A 19392-nucleotide genomic window follows, 5' to 3' on the forward strand; every position below is an offset into this window, starting at 1 on the left:
ACCACCGCACTCTACACCCTTTCCCTACACCCCGCCCTCCCGCTCTCCCTGTTTCCCTACTCCCCACTCCCCTACTCCCCCGCTCCCCTACTCCCCCGCTCCCCTACTCCCCGCTCCCCTACTCCCCCGCTCCCCTACTCCCCTACTCCCCCACTCTCAACTGAATAATAAATATTCAACCAGATTTGATATCAAGTGGTTTAGACCCATCAAAACTGTCTTGCCACATTGAGCAAATTGTCTCCCCTGCTGCACTAGCAATTTTCTGCACAATTAAGGTAGCAACAATAGCAGCGATCGCCGGAGCTAACCCTAAATTAGTAACCAAAATGGGAGCCAACATACCCGCAGCTTTTGTGGAACTTTCATTGTAAGCATCGTCAATTTTTTGCATTGTCTCACCACCATCACCAAATGGGTCGCGACCGCATAATAAATCGTAAGCTTCTCCATTTAGGCGTTTAAAAAAATTCTGACCAAATTCTATAAATTTATGGCGTTGGTGAAAAGAGGTATGATATCTGTCCCGATCAGGGCGCGATAGAACTCTGTTCCGGTCTCCCGACTCCCTATTGGGGTTTCTTCTTCTTTCTTCCGTCCTGACTGGGTTATCCTGACTTCTCCTCCTGGGACGGTTTAGGGGTTGGTTGACTCCTAAGTAATTAAGATTAGTATCATACCCTAATTCACCAACGCCAAATTTATTACCCTCTGGACTTCTGGGAACAGCCGTCAGGGTATTGATATTGATAGATTCTACAGAAGTACTTTTGGTTAAATTATCTTCCAAACTTTGTACTTGCATCCCTAGTTGAGCTTGCAATGTCTCCTCATCAAGTTCTGCTAGTTCTTCAATTAACTCATTAATGTCTGCCATAACGTTCCTCTAATATTTTCTCAAGTTGTTGTATTGACCTTTGAGAGAATTTGTAGGAATCCAAATAATTCAAGAAACCAAAGTCTCAATAAAGCTTTTGAAATTACCTATGACTATATATAACAGTAATTATGCTGGCAATTCCGGTCAAAAATATTATTGGGAGTTTTAGTATTTATACTTAGAAACCTTTGTACTCTTAGTAGACGCTCCACAGCTAAAACTTTGCACTCTTATTTTTGTTTATAGAACCCCTGATCGTATCTTTTAGCTCTCTTGAGAAAAGAGGGAGTAGGGACCCACCCCTAGCCCCTCCCAGGAGGGGAGTAGGGAGTAGAGGGAAATAATTGATGACATACTCTACGATGATTGATTTGATTTTTGATGATTGAAGATGTCTTTTGAGGAAAAGACATAAGCTTAAGTTAAGTAATCAAAGCAATTGCTGACGCAAAGCTCCGCTAACGCCTAAATTTTTAGAGATACCATTCAGGGGTTCTATAGATGTCTTTTTCTTCCCACAAACATTGATTCTGTCTCCTGACTCCTTCTTCAATCAATCCAAGATTTTGCCAAAACACACCATCCATCGGTACTATTACTCACAGTCCAACGGGCGTTCATCAGACTATAAGAATATTTCAACATTCTACCATTTTCGGAAATGTAAGTGCCACTGGCATGATCGATCTCTCCCCAGGGATCGTTAACTACCCAATATCCCCCACCTGGAGCATTTTTGTTGTCTTCATAACCAATAACTACAATCCAGTGGCCTCCACCTGATGGGTTATGAGAATAGCCTTTGTGAAGAATCCCACAGGGAACAGGAATGCCTCGGTTGAGGTACTCCTTGAGGGTATTATTATTTGCGTTTTGAACAAAATTAGCAGTAACTCCAAAGTGTCGCAGAGTTTGAATTTGAATCCCGGAGTCAGTAGTGTCTCCTCTGTTGAAAACTTCACGAACGTAATCATCATCGTTCCTGATGACTCCAGGTCGGAGATAATTTAACAACATGGCACAAGAAGAAGAAAAACAAGTGCGATGAGCATCGCGATAGTTGTCACTCTGAGAAAAGTAAGTGACATCTAGGCTTACTCCAGCAGAGGAACGGGCAATTTTTTTAGCAGGGTGAGAACGGTAAATTTTTACCCACTCTGCATCGTTATTGTAAAAGTCATCGGGCAAAGAGGAAGCAATTTTCAGGAAAGCATTACGATGGTTGGAGTTATTACTATCATAATACTTAACAAAATCAAGTATTTTTGAGTCAGGAAATCTGGTATTATTCATAATTGGAATCCTTAAAAATAGTGAGGGGTATCTCAGTTATCAGTTATCAGTTATCAGTTATCAGTACCTCTGCAATAAGCAGGCTTGAAATAGGGAATTCTCTTTTTTTTATCCCCTTAAAAGGGGAGGCTTTAGACCAGAATTTTTCGGTAAATTAGGTGCTGAAGCAGGTTAATGAGAATAGTTTGTATTGGCTTTGTTGGATTAAAAGAGTTTTTCCTACTAATACAATTTTTGATTTATGCATTGACTAAATAGACATCTCTAGAAAATAAAGAGCAAGTTTATTTAAGATAATCTAGAGTTGTAAAAGTCACTTACAAAATCATTTTTTGTACCTTTTCGTTGAAAATCTATTCCCTGTTCCCTGTTCCCTATTGCCTACTATCTGCAAAAAGTCTATATCTTTTTCTGAGATGTCTAATGTGAGGGTTTCAAGATTACTGCCATAGGGTCGAATAATCCTAATCCAGCTAGACATGATAATTCATTATTTCTGGTGAAATTATTGCTTAAAAAAAGATTTTTTTCATCATCCCGACGCTCGACTAAACTAGGTAGTATTGTTTTTACTCCATTAACTATAACTTGGTTCCATTTGGGAAACTCATTAGCAGCACTTTGATAATCTCCTTGATTGAGTTTTTCTAGCAAAGTGCTATATTTAAAAGTAATAATTCCTACGTTATAACAGAAAGATACTAAAGCATCAAACTGGCTTTGGGTAAGAGAAACTTTAATTAATTGATTAACTTCATCAGTAACCATATCGACTTTATATTGAAGGAATTTTCTGGCTTGCTGTATGCTAATTTCATCTCCTTGTTTGACCTTTTTACCATCAGGATATTCGGTATTTCCATAACCAATACTCCATATTTCTACTGGGTTTAGATAAGCATCAAGATATAATCCTTCCCACTTTTTGATTAAATTTAGGCAGTTTTGTGATATTGTTAGTAAAATTTGCATTATTTAACTCCTGTCATTTCAGTTATCAGTTATCAGTTATCAGTTATCAGTTATCAGTTAGCCTCCTCCGGAGGAGCTACGCTAACAGTACCTCTGCAATAAGGAGGCTTGAAATCTGAAATATTTTCTTTCTCTTGGTCGATTGGATATAGCGAGGAGACCTCGCCATCCCTTGACCGCTTTTTATCCCCTTAAAAGGGGAGGCACATACCCACAATTTTTCGGTAAAATAGTAAAAGTAGATTAGTTGTTGGAATAGGTTAATTAGAATAGTTTGTCTCTCAACCTTGTTCCATTACAAATAATCATAGCTAAGGTTTATTTGCTCTAAAAAAAATTTGCATTTAATTGCACATTTGATTTTGAACTACCCTCAAAAATCATTCCACAATTGTCAATGTGTATTTTTTTGCACGTTCAGGGTAGGAACATAATTTTTTGTGTAAATTAATTCACATTGTCGTATTTGAACCAGAAATATCTCAAGATTAAATATCAGCAAATTTCTAGAAGAAGGAAGAAGGAAGAAGGAAAAAGGAAGAAGGAAAAAGTGGATGAGGGTACTGAAAAGTTGTCGCAACTCTCGACGAGACCCTAATCAATTGTAAACACTGTGTAGACAGTAGGGTATTAAACCCATAAAGAAAAAGATGAATATATATTAGCTACTATATAGCAATCCTAAATGATTTGTAAAAAATAGAAAAATAAATAAAAACTATGAAGCTCTTATCAAAATAACATGGGTCTAAAACCCCGCCTTTTAAGGCGCAATATTTTTGGATAGTTGCTCACGCATCCCCTACTTCCCCTCCTGGGAGGGGTTAGGGGTGGGTTAACTTCTAACTTCTGACTTCTGACTTCTGACTTCATTAACTATGTTGCCTATTTCCTAATTCTCAGATTTTTTTTCAGAACATATTTAGGATTACTTATAGTCTGAATATTATCACTTTTCATCCCTTGACGCTGTAAGAGTCCGTAAGTTATCTTGATATCAATAACCAGAGAGACTGAAGCTTGAATAAAAATTATGAATAAAGAAATATTTGACCACATTTACTCTCATTTGCCAGAAAATGAAAAACAAATACTGCACTTACGTTTATCAGATAAAAAATATCAACAAATTGCTCAGATAATGAATTGTGACCAATCTAATGTAGGTCGAAAATTAAAAGCGATCGCTACTAAATTCAACTATTCAGAATCTAGTCTGGAGCGGGAAGAATATTTAGTGAAAATATTCAGCCAATATAAACCCGATCTAGTTAGTAATGAGTTACGGAATTATTATGGTTTTCATATCACTCAAGTTGTTATTCCTGGTAGACCAGAAAAATTAGATTCTCCTTTTTATATACAACGTTATCGAATTAGACGTTGTTCTGTGGAGTCTGAATGTTACGGAGAAATAGAAAAATCAGGTTCTTTAGTAAGAATAAAAGCACCCAAAAAAATGGGTAAGACTTCTCTAATTCAACGAATACAAGCCAAAGCCAATCAAAATAATTATATTCCTGTTTATCTGAGATTTGACACTCTGATTGAACCCCAAAATATCAGCAATATTAATAGTTTTATCAAAGCATTCAATAAAAATATAAAAAGTCGATTTACTGATGTACCAGAGGCAAATCCCTGGGATGATGATAATGCAAAAATATCTTGTACTCAAGAATTGAAAGCTTTGTTATTTAATTTAGAAAAAAAGCTTGTTTTACTATTAGATGAAGTCGATGAAATTTTTAACTACCCAGAAATATCTAAAAACTTTTTTACCATGTTAAGAAGTTGGTACGAAGAAAGTAATAATTTTGAAATTTGGGGAAATCTCAGAATGGTAATTGCTTATTCCACAGAATATCATGGCAAATTAGATATTTATCAATCTCCTTTTAATGTAGGTTTACCCATAGAATTAAAAGAATTTACATCAGAGCAGGTAACTCAATTAATATATTTACATCAACTTGACCCAGAAATAGTGACTCCTTTAATGTCTATGGTGGGAGGACATCCTTATCTAATCAGATTAGCATTATACAAAATGTTTCAAGATGAATTGACAATTGAAGAACTATTAAAATATGCTCCTACTGAAAGTGGAATTTATCAAGAACATTTAAGTAGACATTTAGAAACTATGGCAGAAAAATCAAACATCAAAGCAGTTTTTCAGGAAATATTAAAAGCTAATTCTCCAGTGCGTTTACCTAATAAAAATCGAGAAGTACATCAATTAGAAGCTATGGGATTAATTACAATTAAAGGTGATTATGCTCAACCTCGTTGTAATTTATATAGACAGTATTTTCAGGAGCGGTGAGAAGAAGGAGTCAGGAGATGGAAGAAGGAGTCAGGAGACAGGAGTCAGGAGACAGGAGATGGAAGAAGGAGTTAGAATTATGCTTTTTGGAACCTAGTTTGAAGAAGGAGTTAACAGTCAGAATGAAAAGAGAATCTGCGAAAAACTTTCGAGATTTAATAGTTTGGCAAAAAGCACATTAACTTGTTTTAGAAGTCTATGGTTTTAGCAGCAATTTCCCCAAAACAGATTTTTGAATATTGCACAAGGTTCATTAGAAGAAAAGAAGAAAGTCGGTATTACCTAATTCTAGCAAATGACCTTGAATATGGAGATATTTCAAAAGTTATATTGCATCTCAAAGAAGTAAGTAAACTATTAGATTCATATATAAACTTCATTGAAAAACCCAGGTAATTTCTCATACCAATTTGAAAAAAAATGCTATAGTTAAGTGGTACTTAAATTATTAAGTAATTAACACAGACTGAATAACTTTTTTGATAATTAGCACCCTAGTTATTGTTAATTATTCTTATGTTTAATTCCCCTCCTGGGAGGGAGAGGGGGAGGGGGAGGGGCGAGGGGTGGGTTCCCCGCAATGCGAAAATGTAGCAAACATTTATAACGTTGGTATAATACCTAATACCTCTTCCTCCTGTCTCCTGACTCCTCCTGTCTCCTGACTCCTTCTTCAACTGATTCCTTCTAAAAAAACACCAATTAAATTATTTAAAAAATCATGAATTATCAATCAACTGGGGGGAGTTTATCCGCAAATAATCCCACTTATGTAGTCAGAAAACAAGATGGAGAATTATCTCAAAAACTCCAAGCAGGAGAATATTGTTATGTATTTAATGCTCGTCAAATGGGTAAGTCTAGTTTACGGGTAAGAGTGATGAAAGAATTACGCTCTCAAGGTTGTCAATGTATCCCAATTGACATGACTAGATTATGCGATTTTTCAATAGAAAAACAATCTTGGTATGAGGGTTTTTTCAGAGAAATATTTTATGGATGTGAGTTAGACAATAGTATCAATTATCAACAGTGGATAATCAGTCATCAAAATTTGACTAATATTCAACGTTTTGCTCAGTTTATTGAAGAAATTTTATTTGTTAATTTTCCTCATCCCCAAAAAATATATATTTTTCTTGATGAAATTGATGTACTGGTAAATTGCCCTTTTAAAAATGAAATTTTAGCTTTTATTCGCTCTTGTTATAATCGTCGTGCTGAAGATGAAAAATCTGATTATCATCGCCTCATTTTTTGTTTTTTTGGGGTAGCAACTCCCGAAGATTTAATTAGAGAAGAAAAACATACTCCTTTTAATATTGGTCATCCGATTGAATTAACAGAGTTAACTTTTGCAGATGGAAAAATATTAACTCAGGGATTAGATGGAATAGTAGAAGAACCGGAAGTTGTTTTGCAAAAAGTTTTTGATTGGAGTGGTGGTCAACCTTTTTTAACTCAGAAACTCTGTCAAATTATTGTTGATTATGCAGATGATTCTGAACCGGATGTTGATAAATTGGTAGAGGAACATATTTTGACTTATTGGGAAGAAAAAGATAATCCCACTCATTTAAAATATATGCACGATTATTTGGTCAATCATGGTCAATTTGCTCATCAATTACTGAAATTATATAAAAAAATTCTCTTGCAAGGAGAAGTTAAAGCTAATAATAGTCGAATCCAAATGGCTTTGCGGTTGTCTGGTGTAGTGATTAAAAAACAGGATAAATTAGTTATTTTTAATAAAATTTATCGGACAATTTTTAATCTAGATTGGGTGGCGGAAAAATTAGCTTATTTAGAAAGTAATTTAGAGCCACCTCAAACTCAACCTCAAAAATTGAGAATGAGTGTAATTTTTGCTGGTTTAGCATGGGTTGGAGTTGTTAGTTTTAGAAGTTTAGGTTGGCTACAAAATTTAGAGTTAAATGAGTACGACCGCTTAATGCGATGGCGACCTCCAGAACAGCCAGACCCTAATATTTTAATTGTTGAAGCTACGGCAAAAGATATTAATAAATATGGTATTGGTAGTAATTTAAGTGATGAAATTTTGGCTGAGGTAATAGCTAAATTAGAAATTTATCAACCTACAATTATCGGTTTAGACTTTTGGCGAGAAAAACCTTTACCTTCTGAATATGGTTATAGAAAGTTATTAAAAATTTTGAGTAATAATCAGAAAATAGTTGCTGTTTGTAGTGCTAGTGAATATCACAACAATAAACCTGGTACTAAACCTCCTCAAGGAGTGCCAGAAGAACGTTTAGGTTTTACTGATGTTGTTGTCGATCATGGTCAAGTTGATATCCTCCGTCGCCATTTAATGTTTATGGGAAAAGAAGAGAAAGACCCTTGTCAAACAAGTTATTCATTAAGTGCTAGGGTTGCTTTTAATTATTTGGAAAGTCAAGGAATTAAACTAGAGTTTACTTCAAGTAGAAGTATTAAAAATATTGAAGTTGGTGATCTTGTTTTTAAGGAGCTTGTGGAAAGACAAGGTATTTATCAAAAAGTTAATGCTGGTGGGTTTCAAGTTTTACTTAATTATAGAAATTCCGATAAAATTGGTAAATATATTAGTGTCTCGGATGTATTGTCTGGGAATTTTGATGATTTTTTAGTGAGAGATAAAATTGTACTTATTGGTAGTACAGACCCTAATAATGCTAGTGATAAATTTTATACTCCTTATAGTTATGTTGAAGCTGTTTCTCAGAAGAAAATGTCTGGGGTTGTTTTACACGCGCATCAGGTTAGTCAAATTATTAGTGCGGTTTTGGATGATAGACCTTTAATTACGTTTTGGAGTTGGTGGGTAGACTGGTTATTGATTTTTTTTTGCTCTGGTGTGGGTGTTTTAGTGGGTTTGCGTTTTCGCCGAATTTTATTGTTTTTCTTATCTATAGGAGGAAGTATTATTATTTTATATTCAGTTAGTTTGTATTGTTTTACTCAAGGTTTTGTGCTGCCTTTAGTGCCATCTATTTTGGTATTTGTGATTAGTGGTATTGGTGTTTTATTGGTTAATATTCAGTAGTTAATATTAGCGAGTTATATCATGTCCGCTTGAATACTTATACTTTATTGGAAGAAACTTCATTAATTGATAATTGATAATGGATAATTGATAATTACCTCGGGTTTTAACCGCTACGGAATTGAATATAAGGAAATATTATTTCTTCTCTTGGTCGATGGTCGGACAGCGAGGAGACCTGCTCTTGACAGAGCCGCTCCGCTGTTAGCGCAGCTTTGCGATAGCAAACGCCATCCCACCCTTCGGGAAGCTCCGAAGAGAGAACTCCGTTCCGAGATGCGCGTTTCGCGTCAGCGTTGCGTTACGCCAGTTTTGCGAAGCAAAAGCAAACGACCGCTGTCTTGGTCTCATGGATATGGCGAGGGGACCTCGCCATCCCTCGACCGCTTTTTTCCCCTTAAAAGGGGAGGCTTCAAGGCGCGAATTATTTAATTATTAATTATTAATTATTAATTATTCGGTAAAGGGCGGTTATACTGCTATGCTGAGTCGATATTTAAAATTTTAGTCAACAGGTACAAGAGAAGACTATCAATACCTGAATTCCAGGTATAATTCACTTTTATGAACAATTTTATAGTTTCAAATTAATCAAATTATGGTAAATTAAAAAAAGTTTATTATCTTTTCTTTTCTGGGTTTAATACCCCACCGTCTATATGGTGCTTAAAATTGCTTGGGGTTTGTAGACACAGAGTGGCGTGTCGAAGACTATCCCCATGTAATTTTCCCCTCTGCCTTCTGCCTTCTTCAAGGTCATTTGAATCAAATTATTTTTTCGAGCAAAACTATTATGGAGATGCAAAATTAATGAATTTGGAAAACTTTGAAATTGTAAGCTTCGATTGTTATGGAACTCTGATTGATTGGGAAAGTGGCATAATTACAGTATTAAAAAATTTAATTGCCAATCATCAAATTAATATTAGCGCACAACAAATTCTCGAAATGTTTGCTAAATTCGAGTCAGAAGCAGAAGCAGGAGAATATATAAAATATCGAGAAGTTATGAAACAAGTAGTAGAAAAAATTGGTAAAGAACTAAACTTTCAACCTACAGAATCAGAATTAAATTCTCTAGCAAATTCCATCAAAAACTGGCAACCTTTTCCAGATACAATCACAGCCTTACAAACCCTAAAACAAAAATATCGTCTTGCCATAATTTCTAATATTGATGATGACTTATTTACTGATACTGCCAAACACCTTCAGATAGAATTTGATTTTGTTATTACAGCTCAACAAATCAAATCATATAAACCATCAAAAAATAACTTTGAAATGGCAATTAAAAAAATGGAAATTACACCAGAAAAACTATTACATATTGCCCAGAGTATTTACCATGATATAGTACCAGCAAAAGCAATGGGATTATCAACAATTTGGGTAAATCGCCGACAAGGAAAAGAAGGATTTGGCGCAACTTTACCAGCTAGTGAAAAACCAGATTTAGAAGTGCCAGATTTGAAAACATTAGTGGATTTAATTTAATTTGTTAAAATTATAGTTCTATTGAAAAATGTTGCATTAGTAGGAAAAGGTCGTTTGCTACTATTGCTAGACAATTCAGAAACAGCAATCACTTTACTACAAATTGCCATGGCGATCGCCTATGAAAAAAATTATGAAATAGAATACTTACAAGTAATATTAGTACCATTTAATTCTTCTTATTATTTATAGAACCTATTCGATCGCTATATAATTATGGAACTCAAGTCTTTTCGCGCATCAATTTTGACCTAAAATCTTGGTGTTGGTGTGTTGAATTTTGTGTATTATTTCTCCCCATATCTTCCCTTTTTCTTCTTCCCTCCTGTTTCCTGTCTCCTGTCTCCTGTCTCCTTGCTAAATTTATGAAGATACGATCGTTCTATAGGTTTCTAAGAACGGTTGCCATCAGATTACCGACATACAGGAGTCAGAATAATTTGGTTGATAGAGACTCTCATCCCATTAAGCATATACATCAAAATAATTTGGTTGATAAAGACTCTCATCCCATTAAGCACATTCGCACTTCAATTAATCAGGGTTGTTTCATTAACAAGCTATTAGCTTTTCCTTAGGTCATGGGACCCTTGCCAGCATTTAGCTAGGGTTTGCTGATTAAATCTAAAAGCATTTACATATAAAGGTTGAGCGCATTTTTTAGTTAAAAAAAGTCCAAGCTTAATGGTCATAATGGTTCAAAAAAGAGCGCATTTTAGGCTTATAGTTGCGCAGAATAATCAAGGGATTATTCTTCCTTCTACCTCCTCTATAATTCCCATTTCTCCTGTCTTCCCCTCCTGGGAGGGGGAGGGGCGAGGGGTGGGTTGTCTCCAGTATAGCTGTCTCCTACCCTTGCCCATAAGACTTTTTCAGCAAGCCCTAGCTAGAGCGCTAAAAATCCAAGGGTTCGGCGTCCCCCACGCTGATTTGAAAAAGCCCGTGGTGCGCCTTTTATGGGGGATTCAAACCCCCATTATACACTCCAGAGAAGCTAATAGCTGACCGCTGACCGCTGACTGCTATTTCAAACGTGAAACGTATTGAGAAAGTGAGTTTAGAAGGTATGGGTTAGAGGGGGATATGAGAAAATCGAACCCCCAAACAGTTAATTCAACCCTTATAGTTGTAGTTTTTCTCTACACTCCCCACATTCCCCCGCTACCAGGTTTGATATTAACCCATAACGAAAAAGATAAAAAAGAGCCACTAAGAACTAGAATAAACACAAAACTCTATTCCATACTGCCAAAACAACACCCTAAACTCTGTTATGTGGCATCAGTATATCCGACAAGAAGTTCAAATCCATCTGAAAAACTTTATTTATCCACTGCTCAGACCAAAACGTGTAGCAGTCTTTGAAGCTTGCTTAATAGGAATCGTATCTGGATTAGCAGCAGTCATACTAAAAGAAGGTGCAGGATGGCTAGGTAGTCTGCGTATAGCTGCATCCCTCAAATATCCACCTTGGTTATTATTACCAATTTTTGGTGCCGTTGGAGGATTTGTCGCAGGTTTATTAGTAAAACGTTTAGCACCAGAAACTGGAGGAAGTGGAGTACCCCAAGTCAAAGCTGCACTCGCAGGTATGCGAATTCCGTTAAACTTCCCGATCGCCATGGTTAAAATGTTTACTACCATCTTGACAGTGGGTTCTGGATTAACATTAGGCCGACAAGGCCCAACAGTACAAATAGGTGCATCCTTAGCAGCTTGGATCAGCCGTTTAGTTCCTACTTCTCCGAGTTATCGTCGTCAGTTAATTGCCTGTGGTGCTGCTGCTGGGTTAGCTGCTGGTTTCAACGCTCCCATCGCTGGAGTCTTATTTGTAGTAGAAGACCTGATGCACGATGTTTCTGGTATCACCTTGGGGCCAGCAATTATCGCTTCTTTCGTTGGTGCAGTTGTTTCCCAAATGCTAGGGGGAGAAAGTTTATACTTAGATAAGAACAGTTACTTAGATACCTCAATTACAGGATTTTTACACCCCAAAGAAATTCCTTTTTACATAATTTTGGGAATGTTAGCAGGTTTATTAGGAACAGCATTTAGTCGAGGAATTATTGCGACTTCCATATTTCAGCGCCGACTCAAATTAACATTACCTTGGCGAATAGCTATCACAGGATTAATTAGTGGTTTAATTATCGCATTTTTACCAGAATCATTTCGTAATCATACTGGTTTAAGAGAATTGCTAGGCAGTAGCGAAGCAAACTTGAAATGGAGTTTCATTGCTTTTGCCGAATACTTTATCTTGACAATATTTGCCGCCAGTTCCGGTGCCCCTGGCGGTTTTTTTGCTCCATCGTTAGTTATTGGGGCCGCCCTCGGTCAGATAGTTGGAATTTTGCAAAGTAATTTAGTCGGTATTGAACAACCAACAATTTTTGCTCTAGCAGGAATGGGTGCATTCTTTTGTGCTGTATCAAGAGCACCCATGACGGCAGTAGTAATTATTTTTGAGAAGACACAAGATTTTCGCTTAGTGTTGCCACTAATGATTGTTTCTATTGTCGCTTTATTGATGGCAGAAAAGATAGATAAAAAGTCTCTATCCGACCGAGTTTTAGATTTCAAAGGTCTGCAACCTCAGAAGGAGAAATCAGCAAATGATTATTTGAGCAATATTCGTGCGGATGAAGTCATGCACACTCCCGTAGAAACTCTTGATTTTAATTTAACTTTGGATAAGGTGAAGCAGAAATTTTCTAATTCCCATCATCGAGGTTTTCCAGCGCTTGATGATAGTGGCTTGCTCGTAGGTATTGTCACTCAGACAGATTTAGCTTACACTCGCAAACGCGAACTTCCCGGAGACACCCTATTAAAAGAGTTTATGACACCTCATCCCATGACAGTTAAAACTACAGATAATCTGAGCGAGGTTTTGTATCTTTTACATCAATACAAACTGAGTCGTTTACCTGTGATGGAAGGTCGTCACCTGGTAGGAATTATTACTGATACTGATATTATCCGAGTAGAATCAGAACAAATAGGTAAGACAAATCTGGGAACTCATAGTCAAGAACCTTCTTATATAGTTTATCAAACGCGATCGCCCCAGATAGGGAATGGTCGATTATTAGTACCATTAAGTAATCCTAGTACCGCTCCTGCATTATTAAAATTAGCCACTGTTATCGCTCGGCAACGTAATTATGAATTGGAATGCGTACAAGTTGTGATTGTGCCTCGTCAAAGTTCTCCCGCAGAAACTGTGGTAGATACAACTAAGAGTCGTCGTTTATTAGCAATGGCGGAGTGCATAGCTAAGGATTTGAAAATTCCTATGCACACTCAAATTCGGGTTGGTCACGATGTTGCTGATACTATTTTGGAAATTATTAAGGAAAGACATATATCTCTAATACTGATGGGTTGGAAGGGTGACTCTTCTGCTTCTGGTCGTGTTTTTGGCAGTATTGTGGATACTCTGATCCGACAAGCTATTTGTGAAGTAATAGTAGTGAAATGGGGAGGTAGAAAGTTAAAAGAGGAAGAAATATTCAAAGATATTACTAATACTAATGAAAGATTTGAAGCCAACCTGGATAATCTTGTTTCCGAGCGTATGTATTCTTTTTTAGGATGGCGACGGTGGTTAGTGCCCATTCGAGATATTCCTACACAAGCAGCAGCAGTAAAGCTTTTGCCTGCCTTGGTTTCTTTGAGTGTGAAACCAGAAATTCTCTTATGTCAGGTTTTAACTAAGTCTGTTGTTAAGCCTAATATTGAGGAAATGAAACAAGCAGCAAAGATTCTTCAGCATCGCTTGGATACAGAAGTTATGGCCACTTCAGTCTGTGCTAGTTCTGTTTCAACTGCTATAGTTGATTTGGCAGATACTCATAACTGTGACGTTGTAGTTATTGGTGCTAGTAAGGAAGGATTTTTGAAACAAGCAATTAATGGCAATATTCCAGAGGCGATCGCTCGTGGTTGTGATTGTACTGTAATTCTGGTGCGGACTGCTTATAGTGAATGATATATAGCGCTGTGCGCAGGCAACAGGCAACAGGGGGAATAAATTGCCGATAATATAAGACTTTTAGCTATTTGGCCCTTCCTGCAATTTGTAAATATGCCAGCGCTCATTGCTATAGCAGGAGGAAGAAAGTGTTGATTTATTGCGAATTACGAATTATAAAATTTGGGGCGTTGGTGAAGCGCGTGTATGATATTAATCTCACAGCGGTTTTCATGATTAGTAGACCACAGTAGGGACGTTCCATGGAACGTCCCTACAAGGTTTTGTTTGTGAAGATGTGGTTCATCAACTTGAAAAGCGCTGTAATTACTCAGTCCTAAAAATTCAGGAGGGAAGAAAGAAGAAGAAAGAGGAGTAGAAGGAGAAAGTTTTTTGCTCGCGGAGCGCGGAACAGAGTTCTATGGCGCTCTGCTCCGGACATGATATCATACCTCAAATCACCAACGCCAAATTTGGCAGTTCTAGAAAATTATGGTTTTTAATGAATGTTAATATTTAAGTCAAAATAGGAGGCTAATTTCTATGACAGCATTTTCAAAATTGCCACATAAAACAAATGTAGCTGAAACTACAATAGAGGATGAATTTAATCCTTCACCACAACTGAAACAAACGTGGGAGAAATGGTTTCTAGCTTTGCTAGTGATTGTAATGGCAGTTGCGATATTTGCCATACCGATACAAACAGTTAATGCTACTCCTAATATTGAGTTCACTGACTCACAGCAAGCTTTGGGGAATTATTATAGCTATGGTGTGAGTTTAGCGGATGTAGATGGAGATGGTGATATTGATGCTTTTGTTGCTAATAATTTTGAGCAGCCCAATAAAGTTTGGTTAAATGATGGTAGGGGCAATTTCACTGACTCACAGCAAGTTTTGGGGAGTTCCAGAAGCATAGATGTGGGTGTAGCAGATGTGGATGGAGATGGTGACACGGATGCTTTTGTTGCTAATTACAATAGTCAGCATAAGCAGAATAAAGTTTGGTTAAATGATGGCAGGGGCAATTTCACTGACTCACGGCAAGCTTTGGGGAATTCCAGCAGCTTGTATGTGAGTGTAGCAGATGTGGATGGAGATGGTGACACAGATGCTTTTGTTGCTAATGATAATCAGCCCAATAAAGTTTGGTTAAACGATGGTAGGGGGAATTTCACTGACTCACCGCAAGCTTTGGGGCGTTCCAGAAGCTATGGTGTGAGTTTAGCGGATGTGGATGGAGATGGTGATATTGATGCTTTTGTTGCTAATAATGGCCAGCCCAATAAAGTTTGGTTAAACGATGGTAGGGGGAATTTCACTGACTCACCGCAAGCTTTGGGGCGTTCCAGAAGCTATGGTGTGAGTTTAGCGGATGTGGATGGAGATGGTGATATTGATGCTTTTGTTGCTAATAATGGCCAGCCTAACACAGTTTGGTTAAATGATGGTAGGGGGAATTTCACTGACTCACCGCAAGCTTTGGGGCGTTCCAGAAGCTATGGTGTGAGTTTAGCGGATGTGGATGGAGATGGCGATATTGATGCTTTTGTTGCTAATAATGGTCAGCCTAACACAGTTTGGTTAAATGATGGTAGCGGTAATTTCACTGACTCACAGCAAGCTTTGGGGCGTTCCAGAAGCTATGGTATGAGTTTAGCGGATGTGGATGGAGATGGCGATATTGATGCTTTTGTTGCTAATAATAGTCAGCCTAACACAGTTTGGTTAAACAACCTAGACCGCTATATCAATTATCCTCCCACCAACCTTACACTGAGCAACAACACTATTGATGAAAACGAACCAGCGAACAGTGTAGTGGGAACATTCTCTACCACAGAAACTGATGATGATACCTTTACCTACCAATTAGTCAGGGGTAACGAAGATACTGATAACTCAGCCTTCACTATAGATGGTGCACAACTCAAAATCACAAATTCACCAGACTATCAAACACAGTCTACCTATAGTATTCGAGTCCAAACTACTGACTCTGCTGGAGGAATTTTCCAGAAGGTATTTACTATCAATATTAACGATATCAATTATCCTCCCACCAACCTTACACTGAGCAACAACACTATTGATGAAAACGAACCAGCGAACAGTGTAGTGGGAACATTCTCTACCACAGAAACTGAGGATAATACCTTTACCTACCAATTAGTCAGGGGTAACGGAGATACTGATAACTCAGCCTTCACTATAGATGGAAACCAACTCAAAATCACAAATTCACCAGACTATCAAACACAGTCTACCTATAGTATTCGAGTCCAAACTACTGACTCTGCTGGAGGAATTTTCCAGAAAGCATTTACTATCAATATTAACGATATTAACGAACCTCCCACCAACCTTACACTGAGCAACAACACTATTGATGAAAACATACCAGCTAACAGTGTAGTGGGAACATTCTCTACCACAGAAACTGAGGATAATACCTTTACCTACCAATTAGTCAGGGGTAACGAAGATACTGATAACTCAGCCTTCACTATAGATGGAAACCAACTCAAAATCACAAATTCACCAGACTATCAAACACAGTCTACCTATAGTATTCGAGTCCAAACTACTGACTCTGCTGGAGGAATTTTCCAGAAAGCATTTACTATCAATATTAACGATATTGTGGAAAAACCGACTTGTGACAATACAGCACCAAACAACTTAGTAATCAATGGCAGCTTTGAAAAACCAGTAGTCCCTGGTTATGGTTTTGAAACATCAATTGAAGGTTGGGAGCTAGTTCAAGGGCTAGTTATCGAACTTAATAGTCTATACATCACCTACCCCAACCTCACTGATGTCTACGATGGGTCACAATTTGTAGATCTAGATAGTTTAGCAACTCAAGAATACGGTAAAACCATCACCAAAATTTATCAGAAAATTCCTACCCAACCAGGGAAGACCTACAAGCTAACTTTTGCATTTACAGGTAGTGGCACTTCAACTACAGAACATGACAAACTGAATTTACGTTGGGGAGATGAATTAGTTGAAGCACTGGATAAAGTTGACGCTGAAACTACATGGGAGGTGAAAACCTACAACCTCCAAGCTAAAAGCACTGAAACTGTTCTCAGTTTTGATAATCTCAATGAAGTAGCTGATGGTTATGGTACTCGTATTGATGGAGTAAGTCTTAACTTATGTCAGTAGTGGTATTTGGCTAAAACTTAGAAGCGATCGCCTTGGGTAGATCAAATAGGGCGATCGCTCTGTTTTAGCAGTTTTTTAGTAGGGCGGTTGTTAGATCAAATCCGGTTGAATACTTACACTTTGGAGGAAGGAAGACAGGAGGCAGGAGGCAACCCACCCCTAGCCCCTCCCCCTCCCAGGAGGGGAAGGTAGAAGGGAAGAAAAGGCGCTTACGAGAAAAAGTTTTTGATCACGCTCTTATCCGGACATGATATAATATCATGTTCGGACGGGTCATATCATGTCCGGTAGCATCGGTATTGTAATACCAAATTGATAAATGTTTGCTACAAATAGCTAGGGTATTTCTTAGGAGTCAACCCACCCCTAGCCCCTCCCAGGAGGGGAACTCAGTCCTCAGGAGTCGTATGGAAATAGCTTTCATACCATTTTTTAGGACGTAAATTATCTTTTTCTCTTGGTGCGCGTTCCCGAAAAGGAGTCAGCATTCCACAAGCGAGCTGGTGTCGTCGCGGGGTCGCACCGCTTTGTCAAAGGGACATCTCCTTTCATTAATGAAGGCCATTTTATATATCGAATACTGTCCAATTTTTTTTCCACTATTGCTTCTCTTAATGCGCATTCCTCCATATTAGATTGGGACTTTCTTATTTATAAATAAAAATACAAAATTTCCGAGACCACTGAGAATCTCGGTTAAGTTATAAAATAGGTTGATTCTACCTTACTTGCTTGAGAACTAAGACTGTAGAAAGAAAACAGTTTAATTATTGAGATTAGTCCACTAGAAACCGTACAAAGCATTATTCTCTCAATGAGAATATAACTGAGAACTACTTTTTACTTTTAAGCATAAACATATCTCAATTTAGATCGTTTTTCCTGTTGTTCTAGAGATACTTAATCAAATGTTCAGTCTATCTTAAATTAGTTCTAAACATTTATGGACACAAACAGTTTTGTGCAACTTTCTACATATCTATTTCAAAGGTTCTCAACCATTAACTTATAGGTACTTTTCTAAAGTTTGAGCCAATGTAGTTTTAGGAACAGCTCCAACCACCATATCAACTCTTTGGCCTCCCTTAAAAATCATCAAGGTAGGAATACTGCGAATCCCATACTGACTTGCTACATTAGGATTTTCGTCCGTATTTACTTTGACTACTTTTATTTGTCCTTCGTATTGCCCTGCAATTTCTTCAACTACAGGAGCCACCATCCGGCATGGCCCGCACCAAGGTGCCCAGAAATCTACTAAAACTGGAACATCACTTTCAAGCACTTCTTGCTTGAAACTGCTATCGGTAACTGGTGTTGCTGCTGTCATTCTTTACTAATCCTTCAATATGAATCTTTATAGTATGGCGTAGGATTCCTGCTTCTTTCAGATTGCCTCTTGACTATACTTAAGTTGGTACTAACGAAACCCTAGAATTTCTCCCAAATATATCAGCCAAGCTGGCTTCACAAGCGTTTCAGACTTGGTTGCTAGTCCAAGCCACGGTCTGCCTGACCGCAAAGGTATGCCTATTTACTGGGCTTAGTGCAACTCAAAATTTTTTTATACAGTTCATCAGTTGCCAGTTACGTCTGTTTTAAAACACCTTTATTATAATTTGGTATTTTTTGATTGTAACAAGTTCACTTTTCCCATAAAACACCAAATTTATTTTAGTTTAAGTGTTTTGGGAAAAACTTAAAATCAAATCCTGAAAAATATGGTAGGTTTTGATTCTACCAATGTGTCTATAAAGAGTATAGTATAGACTGGTATCAAGGTTAACAAACTATCATAGAATATTCAATTAAAGCCTTCTCTAAGTACAATGTCACTTTAGTTAGTTAAGTCCACCATACAATCTTTAAAGTATTAGCTTTGTTCATACTTTCTTTTATATCTTATTCTGTGTCAAGTAGTACATATAAAAATTAAAATACAAAGTGCGGAATCTTTTTTTAAAGTTAAGTTTTTCCCTATTCTCAAAAACTCTAGATATCTATCCATAACTTTAACTTTATCAAGCTGCAAATAACTAACTAAGCAAACAAGTAACTATAATTTATCTTTATTCTTTTGGGTTTAATACCACACCATTTACACGGCACGGTATTGAAAATTGGTTGGGGTTTGAGTCCCAATCCACTTTTTCTTCCTTCTTCCTTCTTCCTTCTTCAAGTGTACAGTACTTGATTTGGACGATAAATGTGATAAA

13 protein-coding genes are annotated in these 19392 nt (G+C 37.2%); 9 read left to right on the forward strand and 4 right to left on the reverse strand.

The window, feature by feature from the left end; all coding sequences use genetic code 11:
• Positions 1-175: 175 nt before the first annotated feature.
• The 3 genes from F6K15_RS23390 to F6K15_RS23400 all read right to left on the reverse strand — a co-directional run bounded on the left by F6K15_RS23390 (position 176) and on the right by F6K15_RS23400 (position 3145).
• Entirely contained in the window at positions 176-877 is a 702-nt protein-coding gene (locus F6K15_RS23390) for a hypothetical protein (protein WP_293065027.1), read from the reverse strand.
• 552 nt (positions 878-1429) lie between these two features.
• On the reverse strand, positions 1430-2173 hold the full coding sequence (locus F6K15_RS23395; RefSeq protein WP_293065030.1) for a C39 family peptidase: 744 nt from the start codon (positions 2171-2173) through the stop codon (positions 1430-1432).
• Between the two features lie 420 nt (positions 2174-2593).
• Positions 2594-3145 (reverse strand): lysozyme, encoded by a 552-nt coding sequence (locus F6K15_RS23400; protein ID WP_293065032.1) that lies wholly within the window; start codon positions 3143-3145, stop codon positions 2594-2596.
• A 457-nt stretch (positions 3146-3602) separates the two neighbouring features.
• Here F6K15_RS23400 and F6K15_RS23405 point away from each other — a divergent pair, with 457 nt between their 5' ends.
• The 9 genes from F6K15_RS23405 (at position 3603) to F6K15_RS23445 (ending at position 17176) form a co-directional block, all read left to right on the forward strand.
• Positions 3603-3743 carry a hypothetical protein gene (locus F6K15_RS23405; protein WP_293065034.1) on the forward strand — a complete coding sequence of 47 codons (141 nt, stop codon included), beginning with the start codon at positions 3603-3605 and terminating at the stop codon, positions 3741-3743.
• A gap of 435 nt (positions 3744-4178) precedes the next feature.
• Complete coding sequence (locus tag F6K15_RS23410) at positions 4179-5474, forward strand: AAA-like domain-containing protein (RefSeq protein WP_293065036.1); 1296 nt, start codon at positions 4179-4181, stop codon at positions 5472-5474.
• Positions 5475-5491: 17 nt separating this feature from the next.
• A complete protein-coding gene (locus F6K15_RS23415; RefSeq protein ID WP_293065038.1) occupies positions 5492-5656 on the forward strand; it encodes a hypothetical protein in 165 nt (54 codons plus the stop codon).
• 16 nt (positions 5657-5672) lie between these two features.
• Positions 5673-5870 carry a hypothetical protein gene (locus F6K15_RS23420; RefSeq protein WP_293065040.1) on the forward strand — a complete coding sequence of 66 codons (198 nt, stop codon included), beginning with the start codon at positions 5673-5675 and terminating at the stop codon, positions 5868-5870.
• A 325-nt stretch (positions 5871-6195) separates the two neighbouring features.
• Complete coding sequence (locus F6K15_RS23425; RefSeq protein WP_293065042.1) at positions 6196-8523, forward strand: CHASE2 domain-containing protein; 2328 nt, start codon at positions 6196-6198, stop codon at positions 8521-8523.
• 810 nt (positions 8524-9333) lie between these two features.
• Positions 9334-10020 carry a haloacid dehalogenase type II gene (locus tag F6K15_RS23430; protein WP_293065043.1) on the forward strand — a complete coding sequence of 229 codons (687 nt, stop codon included), beginning with the start codon at positions 9334-9336 and terminating at the stop codon, positions 10018-10020.
• Positions 10021-10041: 21 nt separating this feature from the next.
• On the forward strand, positions 10042-10212 hold the full coding sequence (locus F6K15_RS23435; RefSeq protein WP_293065045.1) for a hypothetical protein: 171 nt from the start codon (positions 10042-10044) through the stop codon (positions 10210-10212).
• 1081 nt (positions 10213-11293) lie between these two features.
• Complete coding sequence (locus F6K15_RS23440) at positions 11294-14014, forward strand: chloride channel protein (RefSeq protein WP_293065047.1); 2721 nt, start codon at positions 11294-11296, stop codon at positions 14012-14014.
• 525 nt (positions 14015-14539) lie between these two features.
• A complete protein-coding gene (locus F6K15_RS23445; RefSeq protein WP_293065048.1) occupies positions 14540-17176 on the forward strand; it encodes an FG-GAP-like repeat-containing protein in 2637 nt (878 codons plus the stop codon).
• 1006 nt (positions 17177-18182) lie between these two features.
• Here the strand turns inward: F6K15_RS23445 and trxA are convergent.
• Positions 18183-18506 carry a thioredoxin gene (gene trxA / locus F6K15_RS23450; RefSeq protein ID WP_293065049.1) on the reverse strand — a complete coding sequence of 108 codons (324 nt, stop codon included), beginning with the start codon at positions 18504-18506 and terminating at the stop codon, positions 18183-18185.
• Positions 18507-19392 lie beyond the last annotated feature (886 nt).

The sequence above is a fragment of the Okeania sp. SIO2B3 genome, from assembly GCF_010672525.1.
Classification (GTDB): domain Bacteria; phylum Cyanobacteriota; class Cyanobacteriia; order Cyanobacteriales; family Microcoleaceae; genus Okeania.